Raw genomic sequence first — 25,075 nt, 5'->3', positions numbered from 1 at the left:
GGGCTTACACTAGCACCAGCATTCCTAATTTTACAGGGGTGGGTGATCTAATCGACTGTTTCCCAAGTGTTGCCCCCGCCCCGGAGAAGTACAATGAACGCCCATACCATCCCCGAACTGCGTTATGCGATGAGCCGCGAAGCCATTATCGGTCACGAAACCGCCTGGAAGGTGTCGAGTTTCGGCGTCGCGCAATATCTGCACGGCTATGACCCGGCCCTGCTTGCAGCAGTTGAGGAAGCTGCTCTGAAGCTCAAGGCCAGCCATGCCGTGCACAAGCACCTTGACTTGACCTTCATCACCGGCGCCGACCGTTTCATCCCCGAGATCAAGGAGTTGCTGCATGACAAGCTGCGCCTGGAGCGGCTGTCCGACATGATGGGCACCAAGCTGGAGCCCTATCCGCTGTCGATCGTCGGCTCGACGGTGACCTTCATGAATCCCAAGGACGGCGCCGTTGAATGGCATTGCGATGGCGTTCCGGTCACCGAGCTCATTCCGCTGTCGATCAGCAATCCGCTGGTCGGCGGCCACCTCGAAATCTACTGCGACGACTCCGAAACCGGCCGCGCCATCCTCGAATCCGGCCGCGAGATTCCGCGCAACCGTGTCATGCGCATCGATCACAAGATGAACTACGCCACGCTTGGGCAGTTTCTCGGTGTCCTGCATCGCACCGCGCCGATCCGGTTCGGCGAACGCGTCACGCTGGTGCTCAACCAACGCTCGGTGGCCAAGCCCTATGTCGACGACAACCGCATGTTCTATCTCGCCGCCGACAACGACCATGACCGCGAATGGGTCAACGAGCTGGCCGAAGACGTCTGGAACAACCAGTTGCCGGCCTATCGCCGGTTCGAGCAAGAGCATCCCGTCCCGGCGTCGTCCGAGGCACCGGTTCCGGGCGGAGCCAGGGAATCATGGTAATCAGCCATGATCCCGGAACGTGGGAACCGGTTTTCGGACAGGATCATGGTCGAACACAGAGATAGAGGCCCACGCCAGTTCTTTCGGCATGGATCCGGCCCGGTAACCGCGCTGGTCTTTGCTGCCGGGGCGGTGGCGTTGTGGTCGACCAATGCGCTGGTCGGCAAATCGCTGCTGGCCAGCCATCCGGTGTCGCAGGTGCAATTCCTGCAGTTTACAGGAGCTGTACTCATCTTCGCCGCCATCCGGTTGATGAGCCGGGAAAGGGTCGCGCCAGTTTCGGCAGGGCCGGCGCTCGTCTCTCTCGCGGTCGGCTTCATCGGTCTGGTCGGCACCATGGTGCTGCAATACATCGCTTTCGCTTCGATGCCGGTGATCGAGGCCAATCTGGTGGCCTACACATGGCCGTTGATGGTCGCGGCGGCGGTCATCGCTCTGCAGAATCCGCGGCGCCCGGTGCTGCTGGGCCTCGCCGCGGTCGTGGGCTTCATCGGCGTTGCACTGGTGATTTCGGGAGGGCGTAACCAATCCTGGCTCCAGGGCGATCTCGTCGGCTATGTCGCCGCATTCGGGTCCGCACTGTGCATGGCCTTCTATTCGATCATGGTGGGACGGGTCGCCACCTCGCCGGATCGCCTGTTGCTGCCCTCGTCGCTGATCGGTGTCGCCTTGACGTTCTTGTGGTGCGCTCGCGACGGTTTCGCCTGGCCCGTCGGCACGGACCTGGCTCTCGGCCTCTATCTCGGCGCCGGTCCTATGGGGTTGGGTTACTACTTCTGGTCACGCGCCTTGAAGCTCGAAGGCAGCGGCAAGGTCGCGGTCGTCGCCTATCTCACGCCGATCGCCTCGACGCTGCTGCTGACGCTATCAGGCGAAAGGCTGACGATGACGGCCATTGTCGGAGCCGTCCTCGTCATCGGCAGTTGCGTCGCGGTCGGCGTGGAACGTTCGGAGGCCGAGAACCATGTTTGACGAAAACGAACGTCTGGCCAGGCAGGAAGCGCATTGGCTGATCAAGGAATTTGGCGCCGAGGCACCGCTATATGCCGCCATGAAGGCCGAAAAGGCTATAGAGCAAAAGGACTTCAGCCGTTGCGCCCGTTGGAAGCGTATTCTAGAGATATTGGCCGACGGTCATGCTGCTAAGTCTGCTAGTCCCAAGTATTAGATTTTCTAATTTGCGCGACGTCGATTTCCCATGAAAAGTATTTTTGCGAGTCTTGATTCCTTGTTGAGACTTGGCGGTCCGTTGGGGGGCGCGGCTAAAGAGATACAAAGACACAAGTCTTCACTGGGGTGGATGACTTTGTCGGAAATAGGGTGATAGAATTGTCAAATATCGATGATAAGACCGTTATCGAACTGACGGCCGATATTGTCTCGGCCTATATAGGCAACAATCCGCTTCCGGCTTCCGGTCTGCCTGAGTTGATTGCCAGCGTCAGCGCTTCGGTGCGCAAGCTGGCTGGTGCACCTGTCGTGGAAAGCCCAAGCCTGGTTCCGGCCGTGAACCCGAAGAAGTCGGTGTTTCCCGACTACATCATCTGTCTTGAGGACGGAAAGAAGTTCAAGTCGCTCAAGCGACACCTCAGGACCGATTATGGCCTGAGCCCGGACGACTACCGGGCCAAATGGAGCTTGCCGCCGGACTATCCGATGGTTGCGCCAAACTATTCGGCGACACGGTCGGCGCTGGCAAAGTCGACAGGACTTGGCCGCAAGCCGGCAGCAGCGCCGGCCGTCGCAGCCAAGGCGACGAAGCGCAAGGGGACTGCCTGAGCGCTGCCTGGCCGGGTAGGTAGGCAGATCGGCTGCCTTGACGACGCCTTTGCGGGCGTCGTTTTCAGGCCTTGTGCGGCCAACTGGCCCGCAAGGTCTTGCGAAGCGTTGATGTCCGGTGCAAAAGCGCGGCCATGCTGATCATCAACGACCTTTCGCTCCGCATGGCCGGACGCCTGCTTCTCGACCACGCCTCGCTGACCTTGCCGGCCGGCACCAAGGCCGGTCTTGTCGGTCGCAACGGCACCGGTAAGACGACGCTGTTCAAGGCCATCACCGGCGACCTCGCCTCCGAGACGGGCTCGATCAGCCTGCCCAAGAACACGCGCATCGGCCAGGTGGCGCAGGAAGCGCCCGGCACCGAGGACCCGCTGATCGAGATCGTGCTCAAGGCCGATCTCGAGCGAACGGCACTCCTTGAAGAGGAAAAGACCGCCTCCGATCCGCACCGCATCGCCGACATCCACATGCGGCTGGCCGACATCGACGCGCACTCAGCCGAGTCGCGCGCGGCCACCATTCTTGCCGGTCTCGGCTTCGATGATGCTGCGCAGCGCCGCCCGGCCTCGTCCTTCTCCGGCGGCTGGCGCATGCGCGTGGCGCTTGCGGCCGTACTGTTTGCCGAGCCCGACCTTTTGCTGCTTGACGAGCCGACCAACTATCTCGACCTCGAAGGCACGCTGTGGCTGGAAAACTATGTGTCGAAGTATCCGCACACCGTTCTTCTGATCTCGCATGATCGCGACCTGCTCAACCGCGCCGTCAATTCCATCGTTCATCTTGACCAGAAGAAGCTGACCTTCTGGCGTGGCGGCTACGATCAGTTCGAGCGTCAGTATACCGAGCAGAAGGAACTGCAGGAGAAGGGCAGGGTCAAGCAGGAAGCCGCCCGCAAGCATATGGAATCCTTCGTCGAGCGCTTCCGCGCCAAGGCCTCGAAGGCGAGACAGGCGCAGTCGCGCATCAAGGCGCTGGAGAGGATGAAGCCGATCGCCGCGATCGTCAACGATACGGTGCGGCCGTTCTCCTTCCCCGAGCCGGTGAAGACGGTGGCCTCGCCGATCGTGGCGCTGAACAACGTCAATGTCGGCTACACCGAGGGGCAGCCGATCCTCAAGAAGATGACCCTGCGCATCGATGCCGACGACCGCATCGCGCTGCTCGGCGCCAACGGCAACGGCAAGTCGACCTTCGCCAAATTGCTGTCCGGCCGGCTGAAGCAGGAGGCCGGCACCATGACGGTGGCGCCCGGGCTGAAGGTGGCGATCTTTGCCCAGCACCAGCTCGACGATCTCCGGCCTGAGGAAAACGCCTATGAGCATGTTCGCCGGCTGATGCCGGAGGCGCCGGAATCGAAGGTGCGCGGACGCGTCGCCCAGTTCGGCCTCACCACCGAGAAGATGAACACCGCCGCCAAGGACCTATCTGGCGGCGAGAAGGCGCGGCTGTTGATGGGTCTGTCGGCCTTCGAGGGCCCGAACCTGTTCATCCTTGACGAGCCGACCAACCATCTCGACATCGACAGCCGTGAATCGCTGATCCATGCGCTGAACGAATTTCCCGGTGCGGTGATCCTGATCTCGCATGATCGCCATCTGCTGGAGGCGACCGCCGACCGGCTCTGGCTGGTCAAGGACGGCGCGGTCAATCCGTATGACGGCGACCTCGAAGACTACAAGACGCTGGTCACCGGTGTGTCGGGCGACCGCCGTGGCAAGCGCGAGGCAGACAAGGCGTCAAAGGCCGACCGCCGCCGCGATGCGGCAGCGCGTCGCGCCGCCTTTGAGCCGCTGGCCAAGGAAATCCGCGCCACCGAAGCGCTGATGGACCGCATCCGCAAGCGCATCGACGGCATCGAGGACGAACTGTCCAATCCGGCCGTCTACGAGAAGGATCCCTCGACGGCGACCCGGCTGGCCAAGGAGCGCTCGCAGCTGGCCCAGACACTGGCCGGCCACGAGGAAAAATGGCTGACCATGTCGGCCGAGTACGAGGAAGGCACGGCGGAATAGGGCATGTCGAAGGAATCTTGGATTGGGGCTGCGAAGGTTTTGGCGATCAATCCAGGGGCTGTCGTAAAATGCCCTGAATGCGGAGAAGGCAATCTGGTTGTCGTCGACGCCGGGGCAGGAGCCGCGCATGTCGAGCGCCATATGCATTGCCCAAAATGCGGCGCCTACAATGCGCTCTTTAAGCGAACCGACGGCGTGTAACTGGCCCTACACGCCGCGCCCGAAAGCCGTTAGACAAGTGCCATGAACCAGCACGCCAAGCTCAGAATCGGCCATTCGGCCTGTCCACATGATTGCCCCTCGACCTGCGCGCTCGAGGTCGAGTTGCTTGATGGCAACCGCATCGGCCGCGTCCATGGCGCCAAGGCCAACAGCTATACGGCAGGCGTCATCTGCGCCAAGGTCGCGCGCTATGCCGACCGCGTCCATCATCCCGACCGTTTGCTGAAACCGCTGGTGCGGGCCGGCGCCAAGGGCGACGGCGCGTGGAAGGAGGCGAGCTGGGAGGCTGCGCTCGACCTCGTCGCCGAAAAATTCATCGCGGCCGAGGAGAAATACGGCTCGGAGACGGTCTGGCCCTATTACTATGCCGGCACGATGGGACTGGTGCAGCGCGACGGTATCGACCGGCTGCGCCACGCCAAGAAGTACTCCGGCTTTTTCGGCTCGATCTGCACCAATCTGGCCTGGACCGGCTGGATGATGGGGGCCGGCGCCTTGCGCGGACCCGATCCGCGCGAGATGGCGAAATCCGATTGCGTGGTGATCTGGGGCACCAATGCCGTGGTCACGCAGGTCAACGTCATGACCCACGCCATCAAGGCGCGCAAGGAGCGCGGCGCCAGGATCGTCGTCATCGACGTCTATGAGAACGCGACGATGAAGCAGGCCGACCTCGGCCTGGTGCTGAAGCCCGGCACCGATGGCGCGCTAGCCTGCGCGGTCATGCATGTGCTGTTCAGGGAAGGCATGGCCGACCGCGCCTATCTCGAAAAATACACCGACGACCCAAAGGGACTGGAAGAGCATCTGCGGACGCGCACACCGGAGTGGGCAGCGGGCATTACCGGTCTGACGGTCGCCGAGATCGAGGCTTTCGCTCGGCTCGTCGGCACGACGAAGAAAACCTATTTCCGTCTCGGCTATGGTTTTGCGCGCCAGCGCAACGGCTCGGTCAACATGCACGCGGCCGCCTCCATCGCCGCTGTCACCGGCTGCTGGCAATATGAGGGCGGCGGCGCCTTCCATTCCAATTCCGGCATCTTCAAGCTCAACCAGGATGTGCTGGAAGGTACGAAGATGCGCGATCCCTCGATCCGCTATCTCGATCATTCGCGCATCGGCCCGGTGCTGACCGGGGCGAAGGATGCGCTCTATGGCGGCCCGCCGGTGACGGCCATGCTGATCCAGAACACCAACCCGGTGAATGTCGCGCCCGAACAGCGGCTGGTGAAGCAGGGTTTTCTGCGCGACGACCTGTTCACCTGCGTCCACGAGCAGTTCATGACCGACACGGCCAAGCTTGCCGATGTCGTGCTGCCGGCGACGATGTTCCTCGAGCACGACGACGTCTATAAGGGCGGTGGCAACCAGCACATCACCCTCGGCCCCAAGCTGATCGACCCGCCGGAAGGGCCACGCACCAACCATTTCGTCATCGAGGAACTGGCTGAGCGCCTCGGCGTCGCCGACCGTCCGGGCTTCGGCCTGACCGAACAGCAGCATATCGACATCATCCTGGGCAAGCGCGGGCTGGGCAGCTTCGACAGCTTGAAGGAAGACAAGTGGGTCGACCTGCAGCCGGATTTCGACACCGCGCATTTCATCAAGGGTTTCGGCCACGCGGATGGGAAATTCCGCTTCCGCGCCGACTGGACCGGGCAGGCGGCGCCCAACCGGCCGCCGAAGAGCATGGGTCTGTTCGGACCGGTGGAGCGGCTGCCGGAATTCCCCGACCATGTCGACCTGATCGAGGTCGCCGATGAGGCGCATCCGTTCCGGCTGGCGACATCGCCGGCACGCAATTTCCTCAACTCGACATTTTCGGAGACACCGGTGTCGAAGGCCAAGGAAGTGCGGCCGGAACTGCTTCTGCATCCCGACGATGCGGCGGCCCATGGGCTTGCCGACGGCGACCGCGTCGAGGTCGGCAACGAGCGCGGCGAAGTGGTGCTGCACGCAAGACTGTTCGGCGGCATCAAGCGCGGCGTCGTCATCGCCGAAGGCATCTGGCCAAACAGCGCGCATGAGCGCGGCGAGGGCATCAACGTGCTGACCGGCGCCGATGCGCCGGCACCCTATGGTGGCGCTGCCTTCCACGACAACAAGGTGTGGCTACGCGCGGCAGGCTGAGGCCGAAGAGAGCTCCGCTTCTCTCGCGCCAAATCATACCGGCAGGAATTCAGCCGCCTTCTTTCGGTCTCGCCGCAGCCGGATGTCGTCGGCGATCTGCCCTGCCTCGATCGAGATTTCGCGTAGCAATCCGGTGACCGGGTTGTGAAAGCCAATGAGATAGAGGCCGAGCTCCGAAGCGCGTGCGTTGACGCCGCTGCGGCCCGGTTGGATGCCAGGCTGCAGCAACCTGGCGTAGCCCGGCCGGAAGCCGGTGGCGAAGATGATCGCATCGAACTCGCCATGCTTGCCGTCGGCAAAATGGGCGCCTTGCTCGGTGATCTCGGCAATGTCGGGTGCGACCTTGATCGCGCCTTCGCGGATCTTGCCGACCGTGCCGACATCGATCACCGGGATGCGCGCCGCCACCGCGATCTGCTGCAACATCCCTTGGCTCGGTCGCTTGAGCCCGTATTTCTCCAGCCTGCCCAGTGCCAGATCGAGGATGACAGGGAACAAGGCATCATTGATGCGTTGCGGCATCAGGCGAGCCGCCATGCCGACCATCTGGATGGGCACACCAAGCAACTCGCGCGGCACGATATGAACGCCGCCGCGCACCGAAATCGTCGGCCACGCACCGCCTTCCACCAGATCGAGCGCGATCTCGGCGCCGGTGTTGCCCATACCGACGATCAGCACCGACTGGCCGGCGAAAGGCGTGGCGTTGCGGTAGTCGGCGCTATGCAGCCTTTGACCCCTGAAGGCTTCGGCGCCGGCAAATCCGGGCATCAGCGGCTCGGCGTTGTAGCCCGACGCGATCACCACGTGGGAGGCATGCAGGGCGCCGGATGTCGCTTCGACATGCCAGCCTCTGCCTTGCCGGGTGATCATCCGCACTGTCTGTCCAAAGCGGGGCCGCAGGTCGAAGCGTTGCGCGTAGGCATCGAGATAGTCGGCGAAGAGATCGCGCGGCACATAGCGCGGATAATCCTTGGGAAAGGGCACGAAAGGCAGCGAGGAATAGCGTTTGGTTGTGTGCAGGTGGACGCGCTCATAGTGGCGTCGCCACGCGGGTGCGGCCTGCGCCTCTTTTTCGAGAAGAACGAAGTCGACCCCGGCCTGCCGCAGGCATGCGGCAACGGCCAGACCCGCTGGCCCGGCACCGATGATTGCAACTGGGGTGGTGTCGTCCAAGCGCGCCTCCGCCAATAAATTCGCGTTCGGAGAATGTCAAAAGCATGGCAGCCGGGTCTGGCTGCCAGCAAATTCTCAACCGGGCAAGGGCACCGTCAGCCCGACCTTGACGCGGTCCATGGCGACGAAAGTGCGGAACTTCCGCACATTGTTGCTGTCGAAGAACAGTTTTCGCGTCAGCGCCTCATAGGCGCCCATGTCGGCCACGGTGATGACCAGGATGAAATCGGCCTCGCCGGTGACGTAGTAGCATTGCTGCACTTCCGGCGCGGCCGAGAATTGCCGCTTGGCCGCGTCGATGAGTTCGGTGCGTTCGCTCTCGAGTTCCACCTCGACGAAGATGGTGATGGGCTGGCCGACCGCCGCCGGCTCGACCAGGGCAACATTGGCGGCAATGACGCCGGTCTGTTCCATGCGCTTGATGCGGCGTTGCACTGCGGGCGCCGAAAGGTTGACGGCTTCGCCGATCAGCCGCTGCGGCGTCGTGTTGTCGCGCTGCAGGATCGCAAGGATGGCGAGATCGAAACTGTCGAGTGGAGGTGGCAATGCAGGCAATGGAGATCCTGACGAAACAAACTTGCATTTCGAGGGTCGTATTACAGCGCTCTTTGCGCCGGTCCTGCAATATGTTCTCGCTGAACTGCCAAGGAGGCCGCCAGTGTTCCTGCCCAACCGCAATGCCTTGCACCGCCAGCCGCTCGACCCGGCCGATACCGAAACGCTCGGGGTCGCCGGGGCCGACACAGTCGAGCGTTTTCTTGCCCATCGCGACAATCACCGGATAACGCCGCTGCAAGCGTTGCCCGCGCTGGCGACTGAACTCGGCCTCGGGTCGTTGCATGTCAAGGATGAAGGCTTTCGCCTCGGCCTTGGCAGCTTCAAGGCGCTGGGCGGCGCCTATGCTGTCTTCAGCCTGGTGCTGGAAGAGGCAAGTCGGTCGCTTGGTCGACCCGTCGATGTGGCCGATCTTAGTCAGCCGGATGTTCGGGCGGTTGCCGCGACGATGACGGTTGCCTGCGCCACCGATGGCAATCACGGCCGGTCGGTCGCGCAAGGTGCGCAACTCGTCGGGGCGCGTGCGGCGATCTTCGTCCACGCCGGTGTCAGCGAAGAGCGTATCGCCGCCATCGCGCGCTATGACGCAGAGATGATCCGCGTCGACGGCAATTATGACGACTCGGTCAGGCAAGCTGCCCAAGTTTCGGCCGAAAAGGGCTGGACCGTTGTCTCCGACACCTCGTGGCCGGGTTATGAGCGCATTCCCGGCCTCGTCATGCAGGGCTATACGGCGATCGTGCGCGAAGCATTGCGCCAACTCCGGGAGCCACCGACCCATGTCTTTGTGCAGGCCGGTGTCGGCGGCATTGCCGCCGCGGTCGCCGGCTATCTTGCCATTGTGCTCGGCGATGCGAGGCCGACCTTCATCGTGGTCGAACCCGCGCGTGCCGCGTGCGTTGTCGCGGCCGCCCAGGCGGGGCGCGTGGTGAAGGTTGCGCATGGCCAGCCGACGGTCATGGCGATGCTGGAATGCTACGAGGCCTCTCCGGTCGCCTGGCGGGTGTTGGCGCGTGCCGCCGACGCCTTCATGACGGTGGATGAGGACGAGGCCATAGCGGTGATGCGGCGGTTGGCGCGGCCACGTGCCGGCGATCCTGTGATCGTCGCCGGCGAAAGCGGCGGCGTCGGCCTTGCAGGGCTGATCCGGGCTGTGGCCGACCGCCAGGCCGACCTTGGGCTCGACGGCAGATCCCGGGTGCTGGTGATCAACACTGAAGGTGCCACCGACCCGCATCGCTATGCCGAACTGGTCGGCGTGAGCCCGGCCGATGTGCTGGCCGGCAAGATGCTTGCGGGAGCAGATTTGTGATCGCAGTCGACGCGCAGCGCCTGCTTGGCCGTATCGGCGAACTCGGCGCCGTCGGTCGTGACAGTGAGGGCAGGCTGATCCGATTGGCCGCCTCCGACACGGACAGGCTGGGCCGCGACCTCTTCGTTGGCTGGCTGCGGCAGGCCGGGCTCGATGTCGCCATAGACCGGGTCGGCAACATTTTCGGCATCTGGCAAAGCCCTGGCAATGCCGGACAAGCGCCACTGCTCATCGGCTCGCATATCGACACGGTCATCGATGCCGGCATCTATGACGGCTGCTACGGTGTGCTTGCCGGGCTGGAGGTGATCGAGACCCTCAAGGCATCGGGCTTTTCGCCGCCGCGCCCGGTCGCGGTCGCCGCTTTCACCAACGAGGAGGGCGTGCGCTATACCCCGGATATGATGGGCTCGCTGGTGCATGCCGGCGGCATCGGCTTCGAGACGGTGCTGGCGGCTGTCGGCACCGACGGCAGCGTGCTCGGGCAGGAGCTTGCCCGCATCGGCTATGCCGGTGACGAGGAGCCCGGCTTCCTCAAGCCGCACGCCTATCTGGAACTGCATATCGAGCAGGGGCCAGTGCTGGAGCGCGAAGGCGTGCCGATCGGCGCAGTGGAGAATCTGCAAGGCATCTCCTGGCAACGCATCACCATCGACGGCGTCGCCAACCATGCCGGCACCACGCCGATGTCGATGCGCAGCGACGCCGGCCACGCCGCCGCGCGGGTCATCACCTTCCTGCACGAAAGGGCCAAGGCCTCGAACACGCCGACGGTCGCCACCGTCGGCACGATGCGCTTCGAGCCGAATGCCATCAACGTCATTCCCTCCCAGGCCGTCTTCACCGTCGATCTGCGCGACCCCGATGAGCAGCGCTTACAGGCGGAGGAGGCCGCACTTGCTGCCTGTCTCGAACAGCTTGCCGACACCGAAGGCGTGACGATCTCGGTCGAGCGGCTGGCCCGCTTCGAGCCGGTGATCTTCGACATCCGCATTGTCGAACTGATCGAGGCTGCCGCGAAGAACCGCGGCCTCGGCGTCAAACGCATGACATCAGGCGCCGGCCACGATGCACAGATGATGGCGCGCATCGCGCCCACAGCGATGATTTTCGTGCCGAGCGCCGGCGGCATCAGCCACAATCCGCGCGAGCACACTGAGGATGCCGACCTTGTTGCCGGCGCCAACATCCTGCTTGATGTTGTCACAGAACTTGCGAAGTAGGTCAGGGGGACAGAAGAAATGTCCGAATTCGATCGTGACGCGCTGAGGCAGGAGATGATTGTCTGGCGGCGCGATTTGCACGCGCATCCCGAGTTCGGCTTCGAGGAAAGGCGCACCGCGGCCTTCGTTGCCGCCAAGCTGCGTGAATTTGGCCTCGACGATGTCACCGAGGGTGTCGGCGGCACCGGTGTCGTCGGCACGCTGAAGCGCGGCAGCGGCAACCGGGCGATTGCGCTCAGGGCCGACATGGATGCGCTGCGCATCACCGAGCAGTCCGCTGCGCCCTACCGTTCCGGCAATCCCGGCATCATGCATGCCTGCGGCCATGACGGCCACACCACCATGCTGCTCGGTGCGGCAAAGCTGCTGGCCGAAGAGGGTGGTTTCGACGGTACCGTGCGTTTCGTCTTCCAGCCGGCCGAGGAATGGGGCAAAGGCGCGCTGGCCATGCTCGACGACGGCCTGATGCAGCGCTTTCCCTTCGACGAGATCTTTGGCTTGCACAACATGCCCGGCCTGCCCATCGGGCATTTCGAGACGCGCGCCGGCCCGATCATGTCGGCCGAGGACAATTTCGAGATCGTGCTGAAAGGGCTCGGCGGCCACGCCGCGCGACCGCATTCGGGCAACGAGACACTGGTCGCCGCCTGCGCGCTGGTCACCAACCTGCAGACCATCGTCTCGCGCCGGCTGAGTCCGGCTGACATATCGGTGGTTTCGGTGACCGAGCTGATCACCGACGGCACCCGCAACGCACTGCCTGGTCTTGCCCGCATTCTCGGCGATGCGCGCAGCTTCCGCCCAGAGGTCAGCGCCGAAATCGAGCGGCAGACGCGCGTCATCGCCGAGGGCACCGCCGCCGCCTACAATGTTACCGCCGAGGTCAATTACAGCCGCGAATTCGTGCCGCTACGCAACGATGCCGAACTGGTCGATGCGGCATTTGCTGCCGCAAGAAGCGTCTTCGAGCCCGGCAACATTTCCGTCGCCCGCGAGCCGATGACCGCCTCCGAGGATTTCGCCCGCTTCCTCGACCATGTGCCGGGCTGCTTCGTCTTCCTCGGCAATGGCGAGACGTCGGCGCCGCTGCACAATTCGAGCTACGATTTCAATGATGACGGGCTGCTGTTCGGCACGAATTTCCATGTCGCCATGGTCAGGCAAAGACTGGGCGGAGAAGCCGGGAGTTGATTGCGGTTTGATTGCCGGGGCGCGCGCGCCGCTGGCCCAAACACCATCACTATCGTCAGCCAGCTCCCGCGTTTACTGAAATTTCCTGTTGACGGAGATCGGACGCCGATGATCAGGATTGCGCTTCTGGGAATTCCCCACGACGACAATTCGTCCTGCTTCAAGGGGCCGGCGCAAGCACCTGCCCATATCCGTCCTGAATTGTTCTCCGACGCCTACAGCATGTGGAGCGAAACCGGTTTCGATCTGACCGACAGGCTTCTCGATCATGGCGACATCCGCTTCGACGCAGGCGTCGATCCATGGGACCTGATCGAAAGCGAGGTCGGGCGGGTGCTGGAGCCGGGCGATCCGCTGATCTGCCTCGGCGGTGACCATGCCATTTCCTGGCCGATACTGCGCGCGGTGCGCCGCCAGCACCCCAGCCTGACCATTCTGCACATCGACGCGCACCCCGATATGTACGATGCCTATCAGGGCAATCCGCGCTCCCACACCTCGCCCTTTGCCCGCATCATGGAAGAGCGGCTTGCCGACCGCCTCATCCAGGTCGGCCTGCGGACCGTCAACGACCATCATCGCGACCAGTTCAAGCGGTTCGGTGTCGAGGTGATCGAGGCGGCGCGGTTTGGCGACGGTCTGCAACTCGATCTCAAGACGCCGGTCTACATCTCGATGGACCTCGACGGGCTCGACCCGGCCTTTGCGCCAGGCGTCTCGCACCGCGAACCCGGCGGTCTGACTAGTCGTCAGGTCATCAACCTGATTCAATCGGTCAACCAGCCGATCGTGGCGGCTGATATCGTTGAACTAAACCCGCTTCGCGACATCGCCAACCTGACCGCCATCGTGGCGGCGAAACTCCTCAAGGAAATTGCCGGGATGATGGTCAAGACGCGCGTGTGATGCTGCGACGTGCAGGTTGTGCGGGTGGTACGCATTTGACGAAAACAATCACCCGGTGACGCAGGGGAAAGACTCAGCTAGCTTATTGTTTGCGGCGGACCTGATTTATCCGCTTGGCCGGCGCTCCCTTCTTCCTCCCAAGCGGCGCCGGCCTTCTTCTCCAAGAAGCTCTATTCGCCGCGCCTCGATCGTCTACTATGCGGTCAAGACGGTCGGCAGGGGAACCAAATGCCGTTTCCCCGGTTGGTCCTGCTCCAATGGAGTGTTGCAACCATGTTCCGTCTGCTTGTCACCGGCGCTTTGGCCTATGTCACCTACCGTATCGCCAGGAAGATGGTCGAGGACGTGCCCGATACGGTCGACCCGCTGCTGCTGCCGCCATCGCAACATGATCGTGAGACCTTGCGCCGCCAGTCGGCTGCGATGGGGATCGCCCCCCAGCTCTAGGCAAGGCTGTCACGCTTCGGCTGCAGGGCCGGCTGACATTCTCGCATCGGCGTTGCGAACAAAGCAGAAACGATGCTTGATGGGCGATGAACCTCGCCACGCCTGATTCGACCTTTCGGGAACAGACCGCCCAGCCTGCTTATCTTGCCCGGCTGAACGACGCCCAGCGGCAGGCCGTCGAGCACGGCGACGGCCAGATTGCCGGACCGCTGCTGGTCATTGCCGGCGCCGGTTCAGGCAAGACCAACACGCTGGCGCACCGCGTCGCGCATCTGATCGTCAAGGGGGCCGACCCGCGCCGCATCCTGCTGATGACTTTTTCGCGCCGCGCCGCGTCCGAAATGGCCAGGCGCGTCGAGCGCATCGCCGGCGAGGTGCTCGGCCGCGACGCCGCGGTGATCACCGATGCGCTGACCTGGGCCGGCACCTTTCACGGCATAGGCGCCAGGTTGCTGCGCGACTATGCGCTGGAGATTGGCCTCGATCCGGCCTTTACCATCCACGACCGCGAGGATTCAGCCGACCTGATGAATCTGATCCGGCATGAGCTGGGGTTCTCGAAGACGGAAGCGCGCTTTCCGACCAAGGGCACCTGCCTTGCCATCTATTCGCGTGCCGTCAACGCGCAGGCGCCGCTGGGCGAAGTGCTGGGGTCCGCCTTTCCCTGGTGCGCCGGTTGGGCGGAGCAGCTGAAGCAATTGTTCGCCGGATATGTCGAGGCCAAGCAGGCGCAGAACGTGCTCGATTACGACGACCTGCTGCTCTACTGGGCGCAGATGGCGGCCGAGCCTGAAATAGCCGCGCATCTGGGTGGGCGTTTCGACCATGTGCTGGTCGACGAATACCAGGATACCAACCGGCTGCAGGCCTCGATCCTGATGGCGATCAAACCCAACGGCGCCGGGCTGACGGTGGTCGGCGACGATGCGCAGTCGATCTATTCGTTCCGTGCCGCCGAGGTGCGCAACATCCTCGATTTCCCCCGGCAGTTCGCGCAGGCCGCCGATGTGGTGATGCTGGAGCGCAATTACCGCTCGACCGAGACCATCCTGGCCGCCGCCAATGCGGTGATCGGCGAGGCCTCGGAGCGCTTCACCAAGAACCTGTGGTCGGAGCGCAAATCCACCGACAAGCCGAGATTGGTGAGCGTGCGCGACGAGGTCGAGCAGGCCAATTTCGTCTGCGATACCATTTTGGCCGAGCGAGAAGCTGGCACGGCGCTGAAATCGCAGGCGGTGTTGTTTCGCGCCTCGCACCACAGCGGCCCGCTGGAGATCGAGCTGACGCGGCGCAACATTCCTTTCGTCAAGTTCGGCGGCCTGAAATTCCTTGATGCCGCTCACGTCAAGGACGTGCTGGCGGTGCTGCGCTTTGCCGAAAACCCGCGCGACCGCGTTGCCGGCTTCCGTGTGCTGCAACTGATGCCGGGCATCGGTCCTTCGGCCGCCGCGCAGATCGTCGAGACCATGACCACGGCTCTGGATGAGGCCATGGGCCTCGCCGGCTGGCGCCCGCCGCAGCGCGCAGCCGATGATTGGCCGGGCTTCGTCGCGCTCTATTCCGGCCTGCGGGCCGGCGCCAAATGGCCGGCCGATCTCGAACAGGTCAGGCTCTGGTACGAGCCGCATCTGGAGCGCATCCACGAGGATGCGATCACGCGCCGCGCCGACCTGTTGCAGCTCGAGCAGATCGGCTCGGGCTATGCCTCACGCGAACGCTTCCTCACGGAGCTGACGCTCGACCCGCCGGACGCCACCAGCGACCAGGCCGGACCGCCGCACCGCGACAAGGACTATCTGATCCTGTCGACCATCCACTCGGCCAAGGGCCAGGAGTGGAAGAACGTCTTCGTGCTCAACTCGGTCGACGGCTGCATTCCTGCCGATCTTGGGGTCGGCACCAAAGAGGACATCGAGGAGGAGCGCCGGCTGCTCTACGTGGCGATGACCAGGGCCAAGGACAATCTCAGCCTGGTCATGCCGCAGCGCTTCTTTCCGCACGGCCAGGCGGCGCGCGGCGACCGCCATCTCTATGCCTCGCGCACCCGTTTCATCCCGGCCTCGATCCTTGCTGCCTTCCAGCAGGTCTCGTGGCCGAGCGCGCAAGCGGCACAGGGCAGGGCGCCCCGGCGGGAGGTGCGCGTCGACATTGGCGCGCGCATGCGCAGCATGTGGAAATAGTCGCGGGATAGCGCCATGTCGCAACCACCGGTCAGGGTCGCCATCGCGGGTGCGCTGGGCCGCATGGGCCGCCAGATGGCGGATGCCGTGCAGGCCGATGCGCGGCTGGCGCTCGCCGGTCGCTTCCACCGACCGGGCATTGTCGGCGAAGGGCTGGTGAGCCGCGACGAGGCATTTGCCGTGGCCGATGTGGTGATCGATTTCACCACGCCGGCGGCCTCGGCTGATCTGGCCGGGTTTTGCGCCGACCGTGGCGGGCCAGCCCTTGTCATTGGATCGACAGGTTTCGATGCCGCCGAGTTGGCGACCATCGCTGATGCCGCGAAGAGCATCGCCATCGTCCGGTCCGGCAGCTTTTCGCTTGGGCTGAACATGCTGGTCGGACTGGTCGAGCAGGCGGCCCGAGCGCTAAATCCCGACGACTGGGATGTCGAGATTGTCGAGGCGCATCATCGCCACAAGATCGATGCGCCGTCCGGGACGGCGCTGATGCTGGGACAAGCCGCCGCCAGCGGACGCGGCATCGAACTGGACACGGTCCCAAGGCGTGTCCGCGACGGGATCACCGGCCCGCGGCCGGCCGGCGAGATCGGCTTTGCAGTGATGCGCGGCGGCAGCATCGTCGGCGAGCACAGCGTCAGCTTCTGCGCCGAGGGCGAGACCGTGACCCTCTCGCATTCGGCCGGCGACCGCATCATGTTCGCCCGTGGCGCCATCGCCGCCGCGCTCTGGGTGGCGGGGCGACCGCCCGGTGAATATGACATGCGCGACGTGCTGGGATTGAGCGTTCGAGCGAGGCGAACGGTCCGCGACGGGATCTCGTGATTAGCCAAACGAACTGCTTCTGATCCCCGTTTTGGCAACTGGCTCTATCCAGATCATGATCGGGTCAGCATCGGCTTACCGATCCGTAAGGTTTGCGGTGACTTTCGGCACGGCCTTGAAAGGTGAATGAAAGGTTGGTGCCGTAAGTGTTGGGCGCGCGCCCCGTATTTGTCGCGGAAAGCGATGGGAGAGAGAGGGCGCGGGAAACGAACAAAGGGAAGAGGCCATGTCGCTCGCGCGAATACTGCTTGATTCAGCCGCCACAACCGCACTCGTCGCCACCATGGCCTTGTCCGCGCCGTCCGCGCGCGCCGACGAAAAGGTTTCCATCATGGTCGGCGGTTATGAGAAACAGATCTATCTGCCCGCCAAGCTGACCGAGGCGCTCGGTTACTTCAAGGACGAGGGTCTCGATGTCGAGTTGCTGAATGAGCCGGCCGGCGTCGATGCCGAAAACGAGATGCTCGCCGGTGCCGTGCAAGGGGTTGTCGGCTTCTACGATCATTGCATCGATCTGCAGGCAAAGGGCAAATTCGTCGAATCCATCGTCCAGTTCAGCCAGGCGCCGGGCGAGGTCGAGCTTGTTTCGGCGAAACACCCCGAGATCAAATCGCCTGCCGACTTCAAGGGAATGAGCTTGGGCGTGACCGGTCTTGGCTCATCGACGAATTTTCTTACGGAGTATCTCGCCGTCAAGAACGGTTTGAAGCTGGGTGACTTCACCTCGGTTCCGGTCGGCGCCGGCACCACCTTTATCGCTGCTATGCAGCAGGACAAGATCCAGGCAGGCATGACGACCGAGCCGACGATCACGCGACTACTGAAGACCGGCGAAGCGTCCGTCCTCATCGACATGCGCACGATGGAAGGCACCAAGGCTGCTCTCGGCGGCACCTACCCGGCCGCCTCCCTCTATATGCAGACCGATTGGGTCGAAGCGCATAAGGACACCGTGCAGAAGCTGGCCAATGCCTTCGTCAAGACGCAGAAATTCATCAACACCCATACGGGCGCCGAAATCGCCGACAAGATGCCGAAGGACTATTATGTCGGCGACAAGGAAGGCTATGTGAAGGCCCTCGATGCAGGCAAGGCGATGTTCACCCCCGACGGGATCATGCCCGAAGGTGGCCCGGAGACGGTGCTGACGGTTCTTTCAGCCTTCAAGAAGGAACTGCAGGGCAAGCAGATCGACCTTTCCAAGACCTACACCTCGGAATTCGTCAAGAACGCCAAGTAGCAGATAGTGCCGGCGCGATGAACGACATCGCGCCGGTACCATCAGTTTTGACGTCCGGCGGCCTAGGGCCGACGGCGGGCGTTTGCTCGTACCCAGGAGTTCCACCATGGCCATTGAAAAAAATGCACCAGCGATCGAGCTGATCAACGTCAGCCGGCGTTTCCTTTCACCCACCGGCAAATCGCTGACAGCGTTACGCGATTTCACCATGACCGTTGAACGCGGCGAATTTGTCGCCGTTGTCGGCCCGACCGGTTGCGGAAAATCCACCACCCTCAACCTTGTCACGGGGTTGGCGAGCCCAAGTGCCGGCGAGGTTCGCGTCATGGGCGCGCCGGTCACGGGAATAGACCCGCGCATTGGTTTTGTTTTCCAAAGTGACGCCTTGTTTCCTTGGCGAACGGTGATCGAAAACGTGATGGCTGGTCCACTCTTTCGCGGTAGAGCGAAGCCGGACGCTGCGGCCGCAGCGCGCGACTGGCTGGCGCGTGTCGGCTTGTCGCGTTTCGAGCAGCACTATCCGCATCAGCTTTCCGGCGGCATGCGCAAACGTGTGGCGTTGGCCCAGACTTTCATAAACGGACCCGAGATTCTTCTCATGGACGAGCCGTTTTCGGCGCTCGACGTGCAGACACGCGTGCTGATGCACGAGGAACTGCTGCGCCTGTGGTCTGAGGCGAAGGCTTCGGTGGTCTTCGTCACGCATGATCTCGAAGAGGCGATTGCGCTCGCCGACAAGGTCTATGTCCTGACCGCCGGACCGGCCACGGTCAAGTCGGTCTACACCATCGATCTGCCGCGCCCGCGCGTGGTCGCCGATATCCGCTACGAGCAGAGCTTCATCAATTACTCGCGCACGATCTGGGCGGACCTCAAGGAAGAGGTCGAAACCAGCTATGCGCGCTCCGCAGCCTGAGGAGGAAAGCCATGACCGATGCCGCCATTGACATCAACGCAGGAGCTTTCAGGCCCGGCACTTCGGATGCGGAAATCGAGGCAGCCGCCGCGAAGGCGGCACGGCACCGCCGCCGCACCGTGATATTCTGGCGGGTCGCCATTCTGATCGCCTTTCTCGGCCTGTGGGAAATCGCGGCGCGCCAAGCTTGGATCGATCCGTTCTTCTACGCAATGCCGAGCGCGATCGCGCAGCGGCTGTACGAATGGACGACGGAAGGAACGTCGGAGGGGCCTCTGTGGTACCACCTCTATGTCACAATGGAGGAATCGGTCATCGGCTTTGTGACCGGCTCGGTTGCCGGGATCATCATCGGCGTCGCGCTCGGCCGCAACCGGATGGCCGCCGATATCTTCTCCATCTACATCAAGGTGATCAACTCCATTCCGCGCGTGGTCCTGGCGCCGATCTTCATCATGATTCTCGGCCTCGGCCTCGCTTCGAAAGTGGCACTTGCCTTCGTGATGGTTTTCTTCGTCGTGTTCCACAATGCCTTCCAGGGCGTCCGGGAAGCCGACAGGGCGATGATCGCCAATGCGCGTATCCTGGGTGCATCCAACTGGCAGTTGACCCGCTCGGTGATCGTCCCTTCAGCGATGAGTTGGATTTTCGCTAGCCTGCATGTCAGCTTCGGCTTTGCCATCATCGGCGCTATCGTTGGCGAGTTCGTTGGCTCGCGTTACGGCATCGGCCTGCTGATCAACATCGCCAAGGGATCCTTCGACGCCGCCGGCATGTATGCCGCGATCGTCATCGTCATGGTGGTGGCGCTCGGTGCCGAATATCTGATGACCATGGTCGAGAATCGCCTGGCGAAATGGCGTCCTCAGCCACTGCATGAGACGCAGTGAGCGGCGACATAACCTAGCTGCTCGCTAGTGGCAGTCTGACCTCAACCACCAGGCCGCCGGTCGCGCCATCCCCGAGGGTGACGCGGCCGCTGGCATTTTCGACGACCTCGCGCACGATCGCGAGGCCAAGCCCGCTGCCTTCCTCGGTCGATCCGGCAACGCGGTAGAAGCGCTCGAAAACATGGTCTCGCTCGTCCACTGGGATGCCGGGCCCGTCGTCGGTGACCGTCAGCACGGCTTCGTCGTCGACGGCCGCCAGCTTCACCGTGACGCTGCCGCCGGCCGGCGAGTAGCGCAGCGCGTTGTCGACAAGGTTGACGATCATCTCGCGCAACATGGTGCCGTCGCCGATGACCGGCACGGGTCCAGCCTCCTCGAGGCCGAGATCGATGTGGCGACCGATTGCCGTCGGCGCCTGCGTTTCCAGCACGTGGCGGGCGGCTTCGGTCAGGTCGACGCGGTCGGCGCGTGGCCGCCGGCTGCCCGGCTCGGCACGCGACAGGGTCAGAAGCTGTTCGGCCAGCCGCGCCAGTCTGCCGGAGCTAGCCTGCAGCGCCACCAGCGCTTCCTGGCGCGCCTCGGCGGCGCTTTCGCGAAGCGCGTAGCTCGCCTGCGTCGACAGCAACGCCAACGGCGTGCGCAGCTGGTGCGCCGCATTGGCGATGAAGCGGCGCTGCGCCGCCATCTGCGCCCGCACCCGCTCCATATAGGCGTTCAGCGCATCGATCAGCGGGCGGATCTCGCTTTGCGCGCCTGGTACTTCCACGGGATCGAGATCGCTGCGGCTTGGCGACCGCACGGCGTCGCGCAGCCTGATCAGCGGTGCCAGGCCGCGACGCAGGCCGAGCAGCACGAAGATGCCGGCAATAGCCACCAGCGCCAGTTGCTGGGCGAAAGCGTTGAACCACAAATGCCGCACCATCGCATCGTGCCCGGCAAGCGTGACGCCAACGGTGACGGATATCGGCGAGTCGTCTCCGGCGCCGACCACGGTGTGGCTGAAAGTAAGCAGCCGCAGCCGGTGATCGCGATAGGTTTCCTCGACGCTGGGTTGCTTCGGCGCCTCCGGCAGGTCGGGATAGCCGGTCAGCAGCCGCCCCCTGGCAGTCTTGACATGGTAGTAGACACTGTCTCGATCGCCGGTATCGAACATCTCGATCGCCGCCGGTGGAATCGAGGTATCGAGCACGCCGTCGGCCATGGCGACCTGTTCAGCGATGGTTCGTGCCGAAGCCAGCAGCATCCGGTCGGTGACCAGATCGGCGGTGGCCAGGGCGTTGCCATGGCTGGTCCACAGATTGATGGTGGCGAGCCCGGCGAGCGGCAGCACCACCCAGGCCAGCAACTGCAGGCGGAGGCTGCTACTCCTCATGACGCAAGAGATAGCCGAGGCCACGCAAGGTGGCGATCTGGACGCGCGACCCTTCAAGCTTCTTGCGCACACGGTGCACATAGATTTCGATGGCACTGGGATCGGCATCGGTCTCGAAATCGTAGATCGCCGCCGACAGTGCCGCCTTGCTCACCGTGCGTCCGGCCTTGACCATCAGTTGTTCGAGCACCGCATGCTCGCGCGGTGTCAGCGCCAGCGTTTCGCCGGCCAGCGAAAACAGCCGCGTGTTGGTGTCGAAAACGAGATCGCCGCAGGCAACCACCGGCGCGGTGCGGTCGTTGGCGCGGCGCAGTTGCGCGCGGATGCGCGCCTCCAGTTCCTCGATCTGGAACGGCTTGGCCAGATAGTCGTCGGCGCCTTCATTGAGGCCCTTGACCCGGCCGTCGAGACTGGCGTTGGCGGTCAGCACGATCACCGGCACCCGGTTGCCGCGCGCTCGCAGCATGCGCAGCACTTCCAGGCCGCCCATGCGCGGCAATGCCAGGTCGAGGATGACAAGTGCGTGGCCGCCGGCGGCCAGCGCGTGCTCGACATCCTCGCCGTCATGGACGACGTCGACGACATAGTTCGCCTGGCGCAGGGTCTTGCCCAGCCAGTCGGCCAGTTCGAGATTGTCTTCGACAAGCAGCAGTCGCATTTCTATCGCTGTCTCACCATCCGCCGCCTTCAGTCTTTCACCGCCTCGGGCCTGATCAGCCGCGGCGTCCGACATTGCCGACTGAAATGAGCGACAGTATCGATTTCAACGCAAGGTAAATGCGGTCTTGCGGCTGATGACATTGGGTTTTTTGCAGGCTGGGCCGCGCGCTAGCCACCGGATCTCTTGTACCTACGGCGCATATCCGGGCTTGTGGCCGCAAGTGCCGACTGTCGATCGAACCAGTCGGTTCAATTTATGTTGACGGACCGTGATGAGATGGTGAACGCCGGCTCGGCGGACGACCGTACGGTTCGCCAACTGCGACTGATAACCATCTGATATTGATAAAGAAAATTTTGACCACTTCAACTCCCGGCCCCGTTTCAAGGTCTGGATTCGGAGCGCGGAGGAACATCTTCGTGATTGGAAGTCGGCGAACGGAAAACCCACTTCGGTGTGGTCCGAGCGACGCGAAATTCCTCCCAAGGGCACGCCACTAGACGGACTGAACTGAGAACTACTGGAAGTTAAGAAAATGACTAAGATCGCTCTTACCGCCGCCGCCATCCTCGTTGCCACGGGCACCGCTTTTGCCAGCAGCGACCACTATGGTTCCGACAATGTCAACCAGCCGGCCGTGACCGCCCCCGTTGGTAGAATCGACCACAGCTTCACGGCTTCGATCCGTAGGCCGGTCGAGCATCAGGGCTTCAGGCTGACCCCCGATTCGAACCAGCCGGAATCCGGCCAGGGCATCTGGGGCCGGTAAGCCGGCGTTTGTCCCAAACAAGAACCACCAATCCTCGATCAGGAGTATTTGAAATGACCAAGATAGCGCTCACCGCCGCCGCCATCCTCGTTGCCACGGGCACCGCCTTCGCCAGCAGCGACAACTATGGCTCAAGCAACGTCAACCAGCCGGTTGCCAGCCACTCGGTTTCCAACATCGACACCATGCACACCGGCTCGATCCTGAAGTCCGAAAAGGCACAGGCTGACGCCAATGCCAACGTGCCGCCTCAGTCTGGCCAGGGCATTTGGGGCCGCTGATCCACGACGCAGACCTTCACTACAAAGAGCGGTGGGCCTGGCCCGCTGCTCTTGTTTTTTGCGCACAAGGGATAGCCGTCAGCTAGTGCATGTCGCCCAAAAGTGGCCCGGTTTTGGGGCAACGACATGCATAAAAACAAAGACTTAAGCGCGCCGCCTGAATCCGTTTCAACGCGACGCGCTTTAGGCCCGGGCTGGGCCAACCGACCTTCGCAGTCGGCAAAAAAGTTCAGCCTCAAGGAATAAAACCGCACTGCCTGGGGTCTTGTCCTTAGCGGAACCGTCCTCCCAAGACGCCGCCCAACCCAAGAACCAGGAGACTTGAAAATGAACAGGATTGCCCTCGCCGCCACCGCCATCGTCGTTGCCACCGGCAGCGCTTTCGCCGCCAGCGACCACTATGGATCCGACAATGCCAACCAGACGGTGGCCCCGGTTGCCAGCGTCGACCATGCCGTCACCGGAGCGGTTAACAACGCGGATATGGCCGGGTACAAGGCTGCCGATACCAAGATGAAGACCACCACGGACTGGCCGGAATCCGGCCAGGGCATCTGGGGCAACTGATGTCTCGAGCAGGGTGGACGGCAGGTTGCCTGTCACACCTGTCTTGCACCTAGCCTAAATCTCTCGGCCGCAGATTATGCGTCAGCCGGGCCGAGGACAGGCCGGACCAATCTCCCTCGAAGACGAAGCGCGCAAGGGATGCAGTCGGGAACTTTTCCTCGAGCCTCTTGCGCGCCTTGGCCTCCGACCCCGGCGCGGCAAGCTGGTTCGCCAGATATTCCAGGCCCGGATTGTGGCCAACCACCAGCAAGCTGTCGCTTGAAGGGTCGGTCTGACGTATCTGGCCCAAAATATCCGCTGCCGACGCATCATAGAGCGCATCGGCGAACGTGACCCGCGTGTGCGCAGGCAACTCCGCCGCAACCAGCCGCCACGTGTCGCGGGTTCGCAGCGCCGTCGACACCAGTGCCAGGTCCGGCAGCCAGTCGCGCGCCGCAAGTTCGCGCCCCATCAGCATGGCGGCCTTCAAACCGCGCCCGGCGAGCGGCCGGTCGAAATCAGCGAGCTTGGGGTCTTCCCAGCTCGATTTGGCGTGGCGCAGGAGAAGCAGTTGTCGCATCGGCATCGTTCAGGACCAAGGAATCTCGGCATTAAAATCCTTGCCATCTCGGCTACCATGCTTTGTGCCTCTTACGACATCAAAAGCCGCCGCCAGCCTGCCGAAGACGAACAGGCCTACACGCTGCTCGTCCCGATCCCATTTGACCGCGACATCGGCCTTGGTGATCGCCCAGCCCCCTGATCGAATGTGGATTGCCTCGACGACCGGCCCGACTGTTTCGCCGCTCATTTCGTACAGGTAAAAATACGCCGTGGCATTTTGTGGCCCGTCAGTCTCCTCATACTCGAAGACACCGGCCAGATCGCCTTTTGTTCGGGCCGCGCTATCGAAAACATTCATGGCTCTCGGACCCTAGAACAACGTTGAGACATCACGTGCGCCATGCACGATACGTACGATTTCGATCCGTCCTTCGGCGAGACGATAAAGAACTAGATAGTCGCCGATGGTCAGCGCTCGCGTATCGGCGCCGACGTCGGGTCTTCGCGGTCCGGATTCGGGGAAGGCGGCAAGCTGCAGGATGCGCTCGGCGATGGCATTCAGAAAATGATCGGCGGCACGCGGGCTGTGCTCGGCGATGGCGAGCCAGATATCGATAAGATCATTTTCCGCCGCCGGGCTGCGAATGATCTGCACGCCTGCCATCGGCCTATTTCTTGACGGCGTCGACAAACCGGCTTCGGGCTTTGGACTTGATGTCCTCGATGTCGAAAGCAGCGAACGGGCCGCTCTCTAGTCCCTCTGTCCAAGCCTTGCGCAATCGCTCCACCTCGGCCTCGCGAAGCGGCTGGCGTAATCGCCACTCGCGTAGCGCCTCACGTATCACTTCGCTTGCAGACCCATAGCGACCGCTGTTGACGGCGTCCTTGACCAGCTCCAGGAGCTCCGGGGAAAGCGCCACGCTGACTTTTTCGACTGTCGCCATTGAACTG

27 protein-coding genes are annotated in these 25,075 nt (G+C 63.1%); 19 read left to right on the top strand and 8 right to left on the bottom strand.

Annotation, left to right across the window (positions count from 1 at the left end; all coding sequences use genetic code 11):
* Positions 1-93 precede the first annotated feature (93 nt).
* The 6 genes from AC1DZU_RS18870 (at position 94) to AC1DZU_RS18845 (ending at position 7,070) form a co-directional block, all read left to right on the top strand.
* Entirely contained in the window at positions 94-927 is an 834-nt protein-coding gene (locus tag AC1DZU_RS18870) for a hypothetical protein (RefSeq protein WP_477287203.1), read from the top strand.
* A 45-nt stretch (positions 928-972) separates the two neighbouring features.
* Positions 973-1,899 carry a DMT family transporter gene (locus tag AC1DZU_RS18865; RefSeq protein ID WP_477287201.1) on the top strand — a complete coding sequence of 309 codons (927 nt, stop codon included), beginning with the start codon at positions 973-975 and terminating at the stop codon, positions 1,897-1,899.
* Positions 1,892-2,095 carry a hypothetical protein gene (locus AC1DZU_RS18860; protein WP_095086282.1) on the top strand — a complete coding sequence of 68 codons (204 nt, stop codon included), beginning with the start codon at positions 1,892-1,894 and terminating at the stop codon, positions 2,093-2,095. The genes AC1DZU_RS18865 and AC1DZU_RS18860 overlap by 8 nt, the downstream gene beginning before the upstream one ends.
* Positions 2,096-2,256: 161 nt before the next feature.
* Positions 2,257-2,706 carry a Ros/MucR family transcriptional regulator gene (locus AC1DZU_RS18855; protein WP_477287198.1) on the top strand — a complete coding sequence of 150 codons (450 nt, stop codon included), beginning with the start codon at positions 2,257-2,259 and terminating at the stop codon, positions 2,704-2,706.
* Positions 2,707-2,840: 134 nt separating this feature from the next.
* Positions 2,841-4,718, top strand: coding sequence for an ABC-F family ATP-binding cassette domain-containing protein (locus AC1DZU_RS18850; RefSeq protein ID WP_477287196.1), 1,878 nt, complete (start codon positions 2,841-2,843; stop codon positions 4,716-4,718).
* 243 nt (positions 4,719-4,961) lie between these two features.
* Positions 4,962-7,070, top strand: a complete 2,109-nt coding sequence (locus AC1DZU_RS18845) for a molybdopterin-containing oxidoreductase family protein (protein ID WP_477287194.1) — start codon at positions 4,962-4,964, stop codon at positions 7,068-7,070.
* 33 nt (positions 7,071-7,103) lie between these two features.
* Here AC1DZU_RS18845 and AC1DZU_RS18840 read toward each other — a convergent pair whose 3' ends face one another.
* Positions 7,104-8,246 (bottom strand): flavin-containing monooxygenase, encoded by a 1,143-nt coding sequence (locus AC1DZU_RS18840; RefSeq protein ID WP_477287192.1) that lies wholly within the window; start codon positions 8,244-8,246, stop codon positions 7,104-7,106.
* Between the two features lie 75 nt (positions 8,247-8,321).
* Positions 8,322-8,801, bottom strand: a complete 480-nt coding sequence (locus tag AC1DZU_RS18835) for an Lrp/AsnC family transcriptional regulator (RefSeq protein WP_477287190.1) — start codon at positions 8,799-8,801, stop codon at positions 8,322-8,324.
* A gap of 103 nt (positions 8,802-8,904) precedes the next feature.
* Between AC1DZU_RS18835 and AC1DZU_RS18830 the strand changes: the two genes are divergently transcribed.
* From AC1DZU_RS18830 to AC1DZU_RS18785, 10 genes are all read left to right on the top strand, one after another.
* Entirely contained in the window at positions 8,905-10,113 is a 1,209-nt protein-coding gene (locus AC1DZU_RS18830; protein ID WP_477287188.1) for a diaminopropionate ammonia-lyase, read from the top strand.
* The gene (locus tag AC1DZU_RS18825) at positions 10,110-11,336 is read left to right on the top strand and encodes an allantoate amidohydrolase (protein WP_477287186.1); all 1,227 of its coding nucleotides are present in this window, start codon (positions 10,110-10,112) and stop codon (positions 11,334-11,336) included. The genes AC1DZU_RS18830 and AC1DZU_RS18825 overlap by 4 nt, the downstream gene beginning before the upstream one ends.
* Positions 11,337-11,354: 18 nt before the next feature.
* Positions 11,355-12,527, top strand: a complete 1,173-nt coding sequence (locus tag AC1DZU_RS18820; RefSeq protein WP_477287184.1) for a M20 aminoacylase family protein — start codon at positions 11,355-11,357, stop codon at positions 12,525-12,527.
* A gap of 108 nt (positions 12,528-12,635) precedes the next feature.
* Positions 12,636-13,433 (top strand): agmatinase family protein, encoded by a 798-nt coding sequence (locus AC1DZU_RS18815; protein ID WP_477287182.1) that lies wholly within the window; start codon positions 12,636-12,638, stop codon positions 13,431-13,433.
* Positions 13,434-13,706: 273 nt separating this feature from the next.
* A complete protein-coding gene (locus tag AC1DZU_RS18810; RefSeq protein WP_477287180.1) occupies positions 13,707-13,880 on the top strand; it encodes a hypothetical protein in 174 nt (57 codons plus the stop codon).
* Positions 13,881-13,966: 86 nt separating this feature from the next.
* A complete protein-coding gene (locus AC1DZU_RS18805) occupies positions 13,967-16,060 on the top strand; it encodes an ATP-dependent helicase (protein WP_477287178.1) in 2,094 nt (697 codons plus the stop codon).
* A gap of 15 nt (positions 16,061-16,075) precedes the next feature.
* A complete protein-coding gene (gene dapB, locus AC1DZU_RS18800) occupies positions 16,076-16,885 on the top strand; it encodes a 4-hydroxy-tetrahydrodipicolinate reductase (protein ID WP_477287176.1) in 810 nt (269 codons plus the stop codon).
* A gap of 283 nt (positions 16,886-17,168) precedes the next feature.
* Positions 17,169-18,125, top strand: a complete 957-nt coding sequence (locus tag AC1DZU_RS18795) for an ABC transporter substrate-binding protein (protein WP_425492188.1) — start codon at positions 17,169-17,171, stop codon at positions 18,123-18,125.
* Between the two features lie 106 nt (positions 18,126-18,231).
* Positions 18,232-19,041 carry an ABC transporter ATP-binding protein gene (locus AC1DZU_RS18790; protein WP_477287174.1) on the top strand — a complete coding sequence of 270 codons (810 nt, stop codon included), beginning with the start codon at positions 18,232-18,234 and terminating at the stop codon, positions 19,039-19,041.
* An 11-nt stretch (positions 19,042-19,052) separates the two neighbouring features.
* Positions 19,053-19,931, top strand: coding sequence for an ABC transporter permease (locus tag AC1DZU_RS18785; protein ID WP_477287172.1), 879 nt, complete (start codon positions 19,053-19,055; stop codon positions 19,929-19,931).
* Positions 19,932-19,944: 13 nt separating this feature from the next.
* On the opposite strand, the gene AC1DZU_RS18780 is transcribed toward AC1DZU_RS18785, so the two are convergent.
* Positions 19,945-21,303 carry a sensor histidine kinase gene (locus AC1DZU_RS18780; RefSeq protein ID WP_477287170.1) on the bottom strand — a complete coding sequence of 453 codons (1,359 nt, stop codon included), beginning with the start codon at positions 21,301-21,303 and terminating at the stop codon, positions 19,945-19,947.
* Positions 21,293-21,961 carry a response regulator gene (locus AC1DZU_RS18775; protein WP_184871099.1) on the bottom strand — a complete coding sequence of 223 codons (669 nt, stop codon included), beginning with the start codon at positions 21,959-21,961 and terminating at the stop codon, positions 21,293-21,295. The genes AC1DZU_RS18780 and AC1DZU_RS18775 overlap by 11 nt, the downstream gene beginning before the upstream one ends.
* Positions 21,962-22,499: 538 nt before the next feature.
* On the opposite strand from AC1DZU_RS18775, the gene AC1DZU_RS18770 reads away from it, so the two are divergent.
* From AC1DZU_RS18770 to AC1DZU_RS18760, 3 genes are all read left to right on the top strand, one after another.
* Positions 22,500-22,733 (top strand): DUF680 domain-containing protein, encoded by a 234-nt coding sequence (locus AC1DZU_RS18770; protein ID WP_477287167.1) that lies wholly within the window; start codon positions 22,500-22,502, stop codon positions 22,731-22,733.
* Between the two features lie 53 nt (positions 22,734-22,786).
* Positions 22,787-23,014, top strand: a complete 228-nt coding sequence (locus tag AC1DZU_RS18765; RefSeq protein ID WP_477287165.1) for a DUF680 domain-containing protein — start codon at positions 22,787-22,789, stop codon at positions 23,012-23,014.
* Positions 23,015-23,341: 327 nt separating this feature from the next.
* A complete protein-coding gene (locus AC1DZU_RS18760) occupies positions 23,342-23,581 on the top strand; it encodes a DUF680 domain-containing protein (protein ID WP_477287163.1) in 240 nt (79 codons plus the stop codon).
* 49 nt (positions 23,582-23,630) lie between these two features.
* Here AC1DZU_RS18760 and AC1DZU_RS18755 read toward each other — a convergent pair whose 3' ends face one another.
* From AC1DZU_RS18755 to AC1DZU_RS18740, 4 genes are read right to left on the bottom strand one after another with little or no spacing between them, the layout of a single operon-like run.
* A complete protein-coding gene (locus AC1DZU_RS18755) occupies positions 23,631-24,140 on the bottom strand; it encodes a SixA phosphatase family protein (RefSeq protein ID WP_477287161.1) in 510 nt (169 codons plus the stop codon).
* Between the two features lie 9 nt (positions 24,141-24,149).
* The gene (locus tag AC1DZU_RS18750; RefSeq protein ID WP_477287159.1) at positions 24,150-24,482 is read right to left on the bottom strand and encodes a hypothetical protein; all 333 of its coding nucleotides are present in this window, start codon (positions 24,480-24,482) and stop codon (positions 24,150-24,152) included.
* A 12-nt stretch (positions 24,483-24,494) separates the two neighbouring features.
* Positions 24,495-24,788, bottom strand: coding sequence for a type II toxin-antitoxin system RelE/ParE family toxin (locus AC1DZU_RS18745; protein WP_477287157.1), 294 nt, complete (start codon positions 24,786-24,788; stop codon positions 24,495-24,497).
* 4 nt (positions 24,789-24,792) lie between these two features.
* A complete protein-coding gene (locus AC1DZU_RS18740; RefSeq protein ID WP_477287155.1) occupies positions 24,793-25,068 on the bottom strand; it encodes a type II toxin-antitoxin system ParD family antitoxin in 276 nt (91 codons plus the stop codon).
* Between the last annotated feature and the right edge of the window lie 7 nt (positions 25,069-25,075).

The sequence above is a fragment of the Mesorhizobium sp. P2_A12 genome (genome assembly GCF_056405075.1).
Note: the sequence above shows the minus strand (reverse complement) of the source record. Positions and strands in the feature narration are given on the sequence as shown.

Coding starts and splice junctions, on each gene's coding strand:
- AC1DZU_RS18870 (WP_477287203.1), top strand. CDS start 94: ATGAACGCCCATACCATCCCCGAACTGCGTTATGCGATGAGCCGCGAA.
- AC1DZU_RS18865 (WP_477287201.1), top strand. CDS start 973: ATGGTCGAACACAGAGATAGAGGCCCACGCCAGTTCTTTCGGCATGGA.
- AC1DZU_RS18860 (WP_095086282.1), top strand. CDS start 1,892: ATGTTTGACGAAAACGAACGTCTGGCCAGGCAGGAAGCGCATTGGCTG.
- AC1DZU_RS18850 (WP_477287196.1), top strand. CDS start 2,841: ATGCTGATCATCAACGACCTTTCGCTCCGCATGGCCGGACGCCTGCTT.
- AC1DZU_RS18845 (WP_477287194.1), top strand. CDS start 4,962: ATGAACCAGCACGCCAAGCTCAGAATCGGCCATTCGGCCTGTCCACAT.
- AC1DZU_RS18820 (WP_477287184.1), top strand. CDS start 11,355: ATGTCCGAATTCGATCGTGACGCGCTGAGGCAGGAGATGATTGTCTGG.
- AC1DZU_RS18815 (WP_477287182.1), top strand. CDS start 12,636: ATGATCAGGATTGCGCTTCTGGGAATTCCCCACGACGACAATTCGTCC.
- AC1DZU_RS18810 (WP_477287180.1), top strand. CDS start 13,707: ATGTTCCGTCTGCTTGTCACCGGCGCTTTGGCCTATGTCACCTACCGT.
- AC1DZU_RS18805 (WP_477287178.1), top strand. CDS start 13,967: ATGAACCTCGCCACGCCTGATTCGACCTTTCGGGAACAGACCGCCCAG.
- dapB (WP_477287176.1), top strand. CDS start 16,076: ATGTCGCAACCACCGGTCAGGGTCGCCATCGCGGGTGCGCTGGGCCGC.
- AC1DZU_RS18795 (WP_425492188.1), top strand. CDS start 17,169: ATGGCCTTGTCCGCGCCGTCCGCGCGCGCCGACGAAAAGGTTTCCATC.
- AC1DZU_RS18790 (WP_477287174.1), top strand. CDS start 18,232: ATGGCCATTGAAAAAAATGCACCAGCGATCGAGCTGATCAACGTCAGC.
- AC1DZU_RS18785 (WP_477287172.1), top strand. CDS start 19,053: ATGACCGATGCCGCCATTGACATCAACGCAGGAGCTTTCAGGCCCGGC.
- AC1DZU_RS18780 (WP_477287170.1), bottom strand. CDS start 21,303: ATGAGGAGTAGCAGCCTCCGCCTGCAGTTGCTGGCCTGGGTGGTGCTG.
- AC1DZU_RS18775 (WP_184871099.1), bottom strand. CDS start 21,961: ATGCGACTGCTGCTTGTCGAAGACAATCTCGAACTGGCCGACTGGCTG.
- AC1DZU_RS18770 (WP_477287167.1), top strand. CDS start 22,500: ATGACTAAGATCGCTCTTACCGCCGCCGCCATCCTCGTTGCCACGGGC.
- AC1DZU_RS18765 (WP_477287165.1), top strand. CDS start 22,787: ATGACCAAGATAGCGCTCACCGCCGCCGCCATCCTCGTTGCCACGGGC.
- AC1DZU_RS18760 (WP_477287163.1), top strand. CDS start 23,342: ATGAACAGGATTGCCCTCGCCGCCACCGCCATCGTCGTTGCCACCGGC.
- AC1DZU_RS18755 (WP_477287161.1), bottom strand. CDS start 24,140: ATGCGACAACTGCTTCTCCTGCGCCACGCCAAATCGAGCTGGGAAGAC.
- AC1DZU_RS18750 (WP_477287159.1), bottom strand. CDS start 24,482: ATGAATGTTTTCGATAGCGCGGCCCGAACAAAAGGCGATCTGGCCGGT.
- AC1DZU_RS18745 (WP_477287157.1), bottom strand. CDS start 24,788: ATGGCAGGCGTGCAGATCATTCGCAGCCCGGCGGCGGAAAATGATCTT.
- AC1DZU_RS18740 (WP_477287155.1), bottom strand. CDS start 25,068: ATGGCGACAGTCGAAAAAGTCAGCGTGGCGCTTTCCCCGGAGCTCCTG.